This is a genomic window from Methylobacterium sp. CCH5-D2, from assembly GCF_001556475.1.
Taxonomy (GTDB): domain Bacteria; phylum Pseudomonadota; class Alphaproteobacteria; order Rhizobiales; family Beijerinckiaceae; genus Methylobacterium; species Methylobacterium hispanicum.
In genome coordinates this window covers 1-10,360 of record NZ_LSIX01000079.1, presented here as the reverse complement: position 1 = coordinate 10,360, position 10,360 = coordinate 1, and the positions used below count along the sequence as shown (strand labels likewise).

The following is a 10,360-nucleotide window of genomic DNA, read 5'->3' as shown; positions in this document are numbered from 1 at the left end:
CACCGGCGGGGACCTCTTTGCGGGGGCCGGCTCGGCGAGCGCCGGACCGGCGAGGCAGAGGAGGAGCGGGAGGGCGGCGCGCATGGCGCTACCTACCACGCGCGGGCGCTGTCGGGAGCTACCCCCGCGGGTCGACGGCGGCCGCGAGCGCGGCGGCCGACGTCGCAGCCGGCTTGGCGGCCGGCTTGGCGGCCGCGCGGTCGGCGGCCTCGATCGCCTTCCAGCGGTTCGGCTGGGCGACGAGCCCCCGCAGCGAGGCGAGGCTGGCCTCGGCCTCAGCGGGGGGCAAGTCCTGGCGCAGCAGCGCCTCGGCCTCGGGGAAGCGGCCCTTGAGGCCGAGAACCAGGGCGAGGTTCGCCCGCACCCGCGCGTCGGCCGCAGGGTTCGCGGCGGCCCGGCGCGAGACCGTCTCGGCCTGATCGAGCCGGCGGGCCAGCGCGTAGGACAGGCCGAGATTGGATAGGATCGAGGGCTCCTCCGGGCGGATCTTCAGCGCCGCCTCGTAGAAGCCCTGGGCGCGGGCGTGGTCGCCGAGCTGGTCGGCGGCGCTGCCCTGCGCCGAGAGGATGCGCCAGTCCGGCTGGGAGGGCGTGTGGGCGTTCTGCAGGACCTCCTGCGCCTCCTGGAAGCGCCCGACCTCGACCAGCACCTTGCCGTAGGCGCCGAGCACGGCCTGGTTGCGTGGGTTGCGCAGGGCCGCCTGCTGCAGCACCGCGGCGGCCTGGGTCCGCTGGTCGGTGGCGCGCAGGGCCTGGGCGTAGCGCATCGCGCCGCCGAGATCGTTCGGGTTCTCGCGGTAGCGGGCGCCCAGCGCCTCGACCTCGGCGCGCTCGAGGGGCGCGCGCGCGGCGGCCCGACCGATCGAACCGGTCGTCTCGGGCGCGCGAGTCTGGCAGGCGCCGAGCGCGAGCGCGACGAGCGCAGCTGCCGAGAGGCGCAGGGCCGTGTTCATGGTCCGCTCCGGAAACGCCGAGGGGCGCCAAGAACTTCACGGCCCCGCCGGCCCGGAGTAGAGCGTTAACCCTAACCGGCGGTTAAGCGGCGCCGCCTCCGAGGGCTGCAGGGACGATCGAGCGCATGGGCGAGACGCAGGACCTTTCGCGAGACCTCACGCACGACATCGTGCCCGGCCTTCTGCCGGCCGGCACCCCGGGCGTTCCGGTGACCCTCGTCTCCGCCGCGGACTGGGCCGCGGTCGAGGCCGGGCTGGAGCCGGCGCAGCGGGCCTTCGCGGCAGCCACGGGCTTCGCTCCGAAGGCGGGACGCCTCGCCCTGCTGCCCGATGCCGAGGGTGGCCTCGGCCGCGTCCTGTTCGGCCTCGGCGACCCGGAGGCGCCGGCCCAGGACCGGCTGCTCGCCGGCAAGCTGCCCGGACTTCTCCCGCCCGGTACCTACAGGTTGGAGGGCGCCTCCGCCCCGCACGAGGCGGCGCTCGCTTGGCTGATGGGATCCTACGGCTTCCGCCGCTACCGGTCCGGCGGGACCGAGACGCCGCGCCTCGCGGCGCCCGAGGACGTCGATGCCGACGAGATCGGCCGCATCGCCGCGGCGGTCTCGCGCGGGCGCGACCTCGTCAACACGCCGGCCAACGACCTCGGCCCCGTCGAGATCGAGGCCGCGGTGCGGGCGCTGGCCGAGCGGCACGGAGCGCGGGTCGGCGTCACCGCGGGTGCGGACCTCGCCCGGGAGTTCCCGCTGGTCCACGCGGTCGGAGCCGGCTCGCCTCGCGCGCCCAGGCTGATCGACCTGACCTGGGGCTCCGAGACGGCGCCGCGCGTCACGCTCGTCGGCAAGGGGGTCGCCTTCGACACCGGCGGCCTCGACATCAAGCCCTCGGCCGCGATGCTGCTGATGAAGAAGGACATGGGGGGCGCGGCGGCCGCCATCGCCGCCGCCGACATGGTGATGGGCTCAGGGCTCCCCGTGCGGCTGCGCCTCATCGTGCCGGCGGTCGAGAACGCGGTCTCGGGCGAGGCCTTCCGGCCGGGCGACGTGCTGCGCAGCCGTGCGGGGCTCACCGTCGAGATCGGCAACACCGACGCGGAGGGGCGGCTGATCCTCGCCGACGCCCTGGCGCTCGCCGACGCGGAGGAGCCCGACCTCCTCATCGACTTCGCGACGCTGACGGGCGCCGCCCGCGTCGCACTGGGCCCCGACCTGCCGGCCCTTTTCACCGAGGACGACGCGCTCGCCGACGCGATCGCGGCGGCGGGGCGCGCGGCGATCGACCCGGTCTGGCGCCTGCCGCTGCACCCGCCCTACGCGAGCCTGCTCGACTCGAAGGTGGCCGACCTCAACAACGTCTCGGGCGGCCCCTTCGCGGGGGCGATCACCGCGGCGCTCTTCCTGCGCCGCTTCGCCCCTCGCGCGCGGGCGCACGCCCATCTCGACCTCTACGGCTGGAACCCCTCGACCAAGCCGGGTCGGCCGGAGGGCGGCGAGGTCCAGACCGCGCGGCTGGTCTACGCCCTGCTGAAGGGGCGCTACCCCGGGGCGTAGGGCACGTCGTCTCCCTCCCCCCCTCTGTCGGGGAGGGAGAGCCGCGCGCGGTTCAGCGCCCCAGCGGCAACCCCGTCTCCACCAGCCGGGCCCAGAGCGAGGCCCCGAGGGGCGCCGCCGCGTCGTTGAAATCGTAGTGCGGGTGGTGGAGGGGCGCGCTGTCGCCGTTGCCGAGGAACAGGTAGGCGCCCGGCCGCCGCTCCAGCATGTACGAAAAATCCTCCGCCGCCATCATCGGGGCGACGTCGCGCGCGACCCGGTCCTCGCCGACGAGCTCGGCGGCGACGTCGGCCACGAAGGCGGCTTCCGCCGGGTCGTTCTCGGTGACGGGATAGCTCGACCCGAAATCGACGCTGCCCGCGGCCCCGAACGCGCCGGCGACGCCCTCGGTCAGGGCGACGATGCGGTCCTTGATCAGCGCCCGCACCTCGGAGGACAGCGCCCGCACGGTGCCGCGCAGGGTCACGCTCTGCGGCAGGACGTTGAAGGCCTCGCCGGCTTCGAGCGCGCAGACCGAGACCACGGCCGATTGCAGCGGATCGACGTTGCGGGCGACGATCGATTGGAGCGCCAGCACCACGTGGCTCGCCACCACCACGCTGTCGACGGCCGCGTGCGGGAGCGCGGCATGCCCGCCCCTTCCCTCGATCGTCGCGGTGAAGCGGTCGGTCGAGGCCATGATCGGGCCGGGTCGGATCGCGAAGCGGCCGAGCGCCAGCCCCGGGATGTTGTGCATGCCGTAGACCGCCGCGATGCCGAAGCGCTCCATCAGCCCGTCCTCGACCATCGCCTCGCCGCCGCCCCCGCCCTCCTCGGCGGGCTGGAAGATCAGGACCGCCCGCCCGTCGAAATCGCGGGTCTCGGCGAGGTAGCGGGCGGCGCCGAGCAGCATCGCGGTGTGCCCGTCATGCCCGCAGGCGTGCATCCGGCCCGGCACGGTGGAGCGGTAGGCGAGGTCGCGCACCTCGTGGATCGGCAGGGCGTCCATGTCGGCGCGCAGGCCGATCGCCCGGTCCGAGCGCCCGCCCCGGCCCTGGATCACCCCGACGACGCCGGTGCGGCCGATGCCGGTGACGACCGCGTCGCAGCCAAAGGCCCTGAGCTTGTCCGCCACGAAGCCGGCCGTGCGCTCCACGTCGTAGAGCAGCTCGGGATGGGCGTGCAGGTCGTGCCGCCACGCGGTGATGGCGTCGGAGAAGGCCTGGATGCGGTCTAGGGCGGGCATGGATGCGCTCGGGGCCGCTTGCGCTGCGGGCGGGTCGGATCCAGCAAACAGGGGGCCAACCGGGGCGTCAACCGGGAGCGGGGCCGGGAAGGCGGCAGAGCCGCCGCGTCCTCCCTCCCCCGCCGAGGGGGGAGGGAGGACGCGGCGCGCTCAGCCCGCAACCAGACTCAACTGCCGGATCGGCCGCTCGGGAGCCAGCCCCTGCGCCGCCGCGATGATGCCGCGGGCGTCGATGCCGAAATGGCGGTAGAGGTCCGCCACCGTGCCGGTCTGGCCGAACTGCGCCACGCCGAGCGCCCGGGTGCGGTGGCCGTGCACGGAGCCGAGCCAGCCCAGCGTTGCCGGGTGCCCGTCGATCACCGTGACGAGGCCGCAATGGCGCGGCAGGCGCCCGAGCAGGGCCTCGACGTGGCTCTCGGCCCCCCGCTCGCCGCGCTCGCGCGCGCCCTGGGCTGCGCTCCAGCCGGCGTGCAGACGGTCGGCCGAGGTTACGGCCAGCAGCCCGACGTCGCGCCGGTCCTCGGCCATGCGGCCGACCGCCTCGATCGCCTCGGGCGCCACCGCGCCCGTATAGGCGACCACGACCTCGCAGTTCGGCCCCGGCTCGCGCAGCCAGTAGGCGCCCGCGACGATCGCGTCCGACAGATCCGCCGAGAGCGCGCGGTTGGGCTGCTCCAGGCCGCGGGTTGAGAGGCGCAGGTAGACCGAGCCGCCGGCCTTGCCGTCGCGCTGCACGTAGTCGAGGGCGTGGGCCAGGATCGCCGACAGCTCGTCGACGAAGGCCGGCTCGTAGCTGGCGAGTCCCGGCTGCGACAGGCCGATCAGCGGCGTGCCGATCGACTGGTGGGCGCCGCCCTCCGGCGCCAGGGTCACGCCGGAGGGCGTGGCCGCGATGATGAAGCGGGCATCTTGGTAGCAGGCGTAGTTCAGGGCGTCCAAGCCGCGGGCGATGAAGGGGTCGTAGAGCGTGCCGATCGGGATCAGCCGCTCGCCGAAGAGGCGATGCGAGAGCCCGAGCCCGGAGAGCAGCAGGAACAGGTTCATCTCGGCGATGCCGAGTTCGATGTGCTGGCCTTGTGCCGAGAAATCCCAGGTGAAGGTCGAGGGGATGCGCTCGGCCCGGAACAGGTCGCGCAATTCCTCGCGGGCGAAGAGGCCGCGCCGGTTCACCCAGCCGCCGAGATTGGTCGAGACGGTGACGTCCGGCGAGGTGGTGACGATGCGTTCCGTGATCGGCGCGTCCGAACGGGCGAGATCGTTCAGGATCATGCCGAAGCCCGCTTGCGTCGAGAGCGTCGGCTGGCGCGGGCAAGGGAAACCCTGCGGCACGGGGAGCCGTGCGGCGTCGCGCAGGCGCGGGCCCTCGCGGAAGAAGGGCGCCCGGTCGATGAAGCGGCGCAGCTCCGCTTCGGCCAACCGAGTCCCCGCGAAGGGCTCCCATTCCTGGCCCGCCGGCACGCCCCGGCTCTCGCGGAACAGCTCGGTCTGGGCGGGGGTGAGCAGGCCCGAATGGTTGTCCTTGTGGCCGGCGAGCGGCAGGCCGTAGCCCTTCACCGTGTAGGCGATGAACACGGTCGGGCGGTCGTTGTCGGCACCCTCGAAGGCCTTCAGCAGGTTGACGAGGTCGTGCCCGCCGAGATTGCCCATGAGTTCGGCGAGCTGGTCGTCGCTGCGCCGGTCGAGGAGCGCGAGGCCATCGGCATCGTCGGCCAGATCCTGGGTGAGCCGCCGCCGCCAGGCCGCCCCGCCCTGGAAGGTCAGCGCCGCGTAGAGCTGGTTCGGCGCCGTGTCGATCCAGGCCCGCAGCCGTTCACCGCCCGCTTCCGCGAAGGCCGCGTCCATCAGGCTCCCGTATTTGAGAACCACTACGTCCCAGCCGAAGGACCGAAAGATCTCCTCGAAGCGGCTGTAGAGGCCCTCGCGGATCACCGCGTCGAGGCTCTGGCGGTTGTAGTCGATGATCCACCAGGTCTTGCGCAACCCGTGCTTCCAGCCCTCCATCAGGGCCTCGAAGATGTTGCCCTCGTCCATCTCGGCGTCGCCCAAGAGCGCCACCATGCGGCCCTCCGGCCGGTCGAGGCCCCAGCCGTGGGCGCGGACGTAGTCGCGCACGAGGCTGCCGAACAGCGTCTGGGCCACGCCGAGGCCGACCGAGCCCGTCGAGAAATCGACGTCGTCGGTGTCCTTGGTCCGCGAGGGATACGATTGAACGCCACCAAAACCGCGAAAATTCTCCAGCTTCTCCCGGGTCTGGCGACCGGCGAGGTACTGGAGCGCGTGGAAGACCGGGCCGGCATGGGGCTTCACCGCCACCCGGTCCTCTGGGCGGAGCACGCCGAAGTAGAGCGCCGTCATGATCGTCGCCAGCGAGGCCGAGGAGGCCTGATGGCCGCCGACCTTCATGCCGTCGCGGTTCGGGCGCAGGTGGTTGGCGTTGTGGATCATCCAGGTCGAGAGCCACAGCGCCTTGCGCTCCAGCTCGGCGAGGTAGGGCAGGCGCGGGTCTGTCTGGCGCGGGTCGGTCATCGGGCTTCAGCCTCGTCGGGTGCGCAGGAAATCTGGCACCGGACCGCCAGCAGGAATTGCCAAATGCGCTGTGCGCGCGCGAGATTTCGGCGGGATCTGCCAATCGAGGGCGGAGAAGGAGTGCTTTCATGCCGGAACGGCGGATCGACGCGATCGACCGGAAGATCCTGGCCGAGCTGCAGCGCGACGGCCGCATCACGATCCAGGATCTCGCGGGGCGCGTCGGCCTCTCGTCCTCCCCGGCGCTCCGCCGGATCCGGATGCTGGAGGAGGCCGGCATCCTCAGGGGCTACGTGGCGCTGGTCGATCAGGCCAAGGTCGGGCTGCCGATCAGCGTGTTCGCCTCGGTGAAGCTGGAGCGCCAGCGCGAGGAGGAACTCGACCGCTTCGCCGAGGCGGTGGCGCGCTGGCCGGAGGTGGTCGAGTGCTACCTGATGACCGGGCGGCACGACTATCTCGTGCGGGTGGTGGTGCCGGATCTCGCCGCCTACGAGCGCTTCCTGAAGGACAAGCTCACGCGCCTCGACGGCGTCGGCTCGATCGAGTCGAGCTTCGCGCTGGGCCAGGTGAAGTACACGAACGCCCTTCCGGTGTGAGCGTGGCCCGGGACCGTTACGCCGCCGGCACCAGCAGCAAGCCATGGCCGTCCGGCCCCTCCGCGTAGGCGACGCCCGCGGCCCGGCGCACCGGGCAGCCCGCCCCGGCCAGCGCGTCCGCCGCCGCGTCGAGATCGCGGACCGCGAGGACGAGGCGGCCGGAGGCGCGGTCGCGGGGACCGTAGGGCGTCGGGCCGGATGCGGCCGGGCGGCGGTAGTGCAGCAGTTCGAGATGGGGCGTTCCGGAGCCCGCCGGCTCCAGGGCGAGCACGTCGACCTCCGGGTCGAGGAGACCGTCGAGCCGGGCCTGCGCCTCGCCGCGGTTGAGCCCGCGCTGGACGACGCGGAAGCCGAGGGCGTCGCGGAAGATTGCGAGCGCCCGGTCGAGATCGGTCACGGCGAGCGCCGAGTGGTCGATGCCGAGGAAGAGCCCGGGCGCGTCCCGCCAGCGCGCGGCCGGCGCGCCGCCGGGGAAGTGGATCAGCTCGACCGGGTGGCCGTCCGGATCGCGGACCTTGAAGGCGGTGACGCCGCCGGAGGATGCGGGCAGCGCCTGCGGGCCGTCCGTGCCGATCGGTGCCGGATGGTGGGCGATGAGACGCGCGGCGGCCGGCTCCATGGCGCGCACCGGGATCGCGACGTGCTGGAAGACCGGGTCGTTCGCGCCTGCCCCGGGCGGATAGGGCGCTCCGGCCGGGTCGAAGGCCAGGAAGGCGAGCCTCTGGCGCCCGAGGCGCATCCGCAGCCGCCGCGTGGCGGTGCCGGCGAGCCCCAAAGCCGCGAGGATCGGCTCCGGGGCCGGCTCGGGCGGTGCGATCGCCGCGAAGCCGAGCGCGTCGCGGTAGAAGGCCTCTGTCCGCCCGAGATCCGCCACCGTGCGGCTCACCGCGACGATGCCGCGGACGAGCGGTGGGTCCTGCCGGTCCTGCGCCATCGCCCGCCCTCCTCCGCACGGGGGCGATATAGGGCTCTCACGCGCGCGGGACGCCCCGGCCCAGGCCCCGCCGGCGCCGTGGGACGGGCGGTGGCGGGGGCTCGTCCGCGGCGAGGTCGTCGAGGATCGGGCAATCCGGCCGCGCGTCGCCGCAGCAGGTTGCCGCGAGGTGTTCCAGGGTGCGGGCCATGCCTTCGAGCTCGGTGATCCGCTGCCGCAGGACGGCGATCTGCTCGAGAGCGATCGCCTTCACGCCGGCGCTCGGGCGGCCGCGGTCGCGCCAGAGGGCGAGGAGGTCCGCGATGGCCTCCACGCTGAAGCCGAGGTCGCGGGCGCGCCGCACGAAGCGCAGGGTGTGGATGTCGGCCTCGCCGTAGGTGCGATAGCCGGATTCCAGGCGGGCGGCGGGGGCCAGCAGGCCGGTCTCCTCGTACCAGCGGATCATCTTGGCCGAGACGCCGGTGAGACGGGCCGCCTCGCCGATGGTGACGCGCTGCTCGCTCATGCGAGGCTCCTTGCGGGGTTCCCCGCCGGGACGGCGCGTCCGCCCGCCCGGCGCAGGCGCAGCGCGTTGCCGAGGACGAAGGTGCTGGACAGCGCCATCGCGCCCGCGGCGAGAACCGGCGACAGGCTCGGGCCGCCGACGATCGCGAGCGCGCCAGCCGCAACCGGGATCAGCGCGACGTTGTAGGCGAAGGCCCAGAACAGGTTCTGGCCGATGTTGCGCATCACGGCCCGCGACAGGGACAGCGCCTCCACGAGCGCGCCGGGATCGCCCGCCATCAGCACCACGTCCGCGCTCTCGACCGCGATGTCGGTGCCGGTGCCGATGGCGAGCCCGACATCGGCCTCGGCGAGCGCCGACGCGTCGTTGATGCCGTCGCCCACGAAGGCGGCGGGGCCGTTCGCGGCCCGCAACGCCCGAAGCGCCTCGACCTTGCCGGCCGGCAGCATCTCCGCCGAGACCGCGTCGATGCCGAGGTCCCGGGCCACCGCCTCGGCGGCGCGCCGGTCGTCGCCCGTCAGCATCGCGATCGTGAGGCCGCCCGCGCGCAGCGCCGCCACCGCCGCGCGGGCGCCGGCCTTGAGCGGGTCGGAGACCGCGAGCACCGCGACGTGGCGCCCGTCGAGCGCCACGTGCAGCGGGCTGCGCCCCTGGGCCGAGAGCGCGTCGGCCCGCGCCGCCAGCTCCGGATCGGCCGCGATGCCGAGCCGGTCGAGCCAGCGCCGGGCGCCGACCGCGACCGCCCGGCCCCCGACCCGGCCGCGCACGCCGTGCCCGGCCTCCGCCTCGAAGCCCTCAGGCTCGGGGATCGCGAGGCCGCGCGCCCGCGCCTCCGCCACGATCGCGGCGGCGACCGGGTGCTCGGAGCGGCTCTCCAGCCCGGCGGCGAGGCTCAGGGTCTCGGCCGCGTCGCGGCCCGGCGCGGCGACGAGGTCGGTGAGGCGCGGATGCCCCTCGGTCAGGGTGCCGGTCTTGTCCAGGGCGACGACGCGCACGCCCGCCAAGCGCTGCAGCGCCGTGCCGTCGCGGAACAGGATGCCGCGCCGCGCCGCGCGGCCGGTGCCGACCATGATCGAGGTGGGCGTGGCGAGCCCCATGGCGCAGGGGCAGGCGATGATCAGCACCGCGATGGCGTGGACGAGGGCCGGTCCGAGGGCGGGCGCGGGCGCCAGGACGAGCCAGGCCGCGAAGGTCGCGAGCGCGGCCACGATCACGGCCGGCACGAAGCGCCCGGTCACCCGGTCGACCAGGGCCTGGATCGGGAGCTTGGCCCCTTGCGCCCGCTCGACCATGCGGGCGATCTGGGCGAGCACCGTGTCGGCGCCGACCGAGCCGACCCGCAGGTCGAGGCTGCCGCCCTGGTTGAGCGTGCCGCCGACGGTCGCCGCGCCCGGCGCCTTGCGCACCGGTGCCGGCTCGCCGGTCACCATGCTCTCGTCCACGAAGCTCTCGCCCGCCACCACGACGCCGTCCGCCGCGACGCGCTCGCCGGGGCGGACCCGCACCACGTCGCCGACCTTCAGCTCGGCGAGCCCGACCTGCGCCTCCGCGCCGTCCCGCACCACGCGGGCGGTCGTCGGGGCGAGGTCCAGAAGCCGGGCGATGGCCTCGCCGGTGCGGCCGCGCGCCCGCGCCTCCAGGCTGCGCCCGAGCAGGATCAGGGTGACGATGAGGACGCTCGCCTCGAAGTAGAGATGCCGGCTGCCCGTGGGCAGCAGGTCCGGCGCGACGGTCGCGGCCAGCGAGTAGAGGTAGGCCGCGCCCGAGCCCAGCGCCACGAGGGCGTTCATGTCCGGGTGCCCGCGCAGCAAACCGGGCAGCCCTTGCGCGAAGAAGCGCCGTCCGGGGCCGGCGAGCACCAGCGTCGCGAGCCCGGCCTGGAGCCAGGCGGCGCCGTCGGCCCCGAGAAGGCTCGCCACCGCGTGGTGGAAGCCCGGGGCGAGGTGGCCCCCCATGTCGAGCACCACCACCGGCAGGGCGAGCAGCGCGGCGGCCAGGACGTCGCGGCGCAACGCCCGCGCCTCCCGGGCCCGGGCCTCGTCCGGGGCGGGCGGGGCCTGCGCGTCCAGGGGCTC

8 protein-coding genes are annotated in these 10,360 nt (G+C 74.5%); 2 read left to right on the top strand and 6 right to left on the bottom strand.

All coding sequences use genetic code 11. From position 1 onward, the window contains the following. Positions 1-118 precede the first annotated feature (118 nt). Positions 119-952, bottom strand: a complete 834-nt coding sequence (locus tag AX737_RS01780; protein ID WP_066918517.1) for a tetratricopeptide repeat protein — start codon at positions 950-952, stop codon at positions 119-121. 125 nt (positions 953-1,077) lie between these two features. Here AX737_RS01780 and AX737_RS01775 point away from each other — a divergent pair, with 125 nt between their 5' ends. Continuing rightward, positions 1,078-2,499 (top strand): leucyl aminopeptidase family protein, encoded by a 1,422-nt coding sequence (locus AX737_RS01775; RefSeq protein WP_082772820.1) that lies wholly within the window; start codon positions 1,078-1,080, stop codon positions 2,497-2,499. 52 nt (positions 2,500-2,551) lie between these two features. Here the strand turns inward: AX737_RS01775 and AX737_RS01770 are convergent, their stop codons facing one another. Beyond that, positions 2,552-3,724, bottom strand: a complete 1,173-nt coding sequence (locus AX737_RS01770) for a M20 aminoacylase family protein (protein WP_066918515.1) — start codon at positions 3,722-3,724, stop codon at positions 2,552-2,554. Between the two features lie 150 nt (positions 3,725-3,874). After that, a complete protein-coding gene (locus AX737_RS01765) occupies positions 3,875-6,250 on the bottom strand; it encodes a transketolase (protein WP_066918513.1) in 2,376 nt (791 codons plus the stop codon). Positions 6,251-6,378: 128 nt separating this feature from the next. On the opposite strand from AX737_RS01765, the gene AX737_RS01760 reads away from it, so the two are divergent. After that, positions 6,379-6,846: an Lrp/AsnC family transcriptional regulator gene (locus AX737_RS01760; RefSeq protein ID WP_066918511.1), complete on the top strand. Its 468-nt coding sequence runs from the start codon at positions 6,379-6,381 to the stop codon at positions 6,844-6,846. A gap of 16 nt (positions 6,847-6,862) precedes the next feature. On the opposite strand, the gene AX737_RS01755 is transcribed toward AX737_RS01760, so the two are convergent. The 3 genes from AX737_RS01755 to AX737_RS01745 all read right to left on the bottom strand — a co-directional run. Beyond that, a complete protein-coding gene (locus AX737_RS01755; protein ID WP_066918509.1) occupies positions 6,863-7,780 on the bottom strand; it encodes a VOC family protein in 918 nt (305 codons plus the stop codon). A 37-nt stretch (positions 7,781-7,817) separates the two neighbouring features. Next, positions 7,818-8,285: a Cu(I)-responsive transcriptional regulator gene (gene cueR, locus AX737_RS01750; RefSeq protein WP_066918507.1), complete on the bottom strand. Its 468-nt coding sequence runs from the start codon at positions 8,283-8,285 to the stop codon at positions 7,818-7,820. Further along, a partial coding sequence (locus AX737_RS01745) for a copper-translocating P-type ATPase (protein WP_066918505.1) occupies positions 8,282-10,360 on the bottom strand: 2,079 nt, incomplete at its 5' end. The genes cueR and AX737_RS01745, both read right to left, overlap by 4 nt.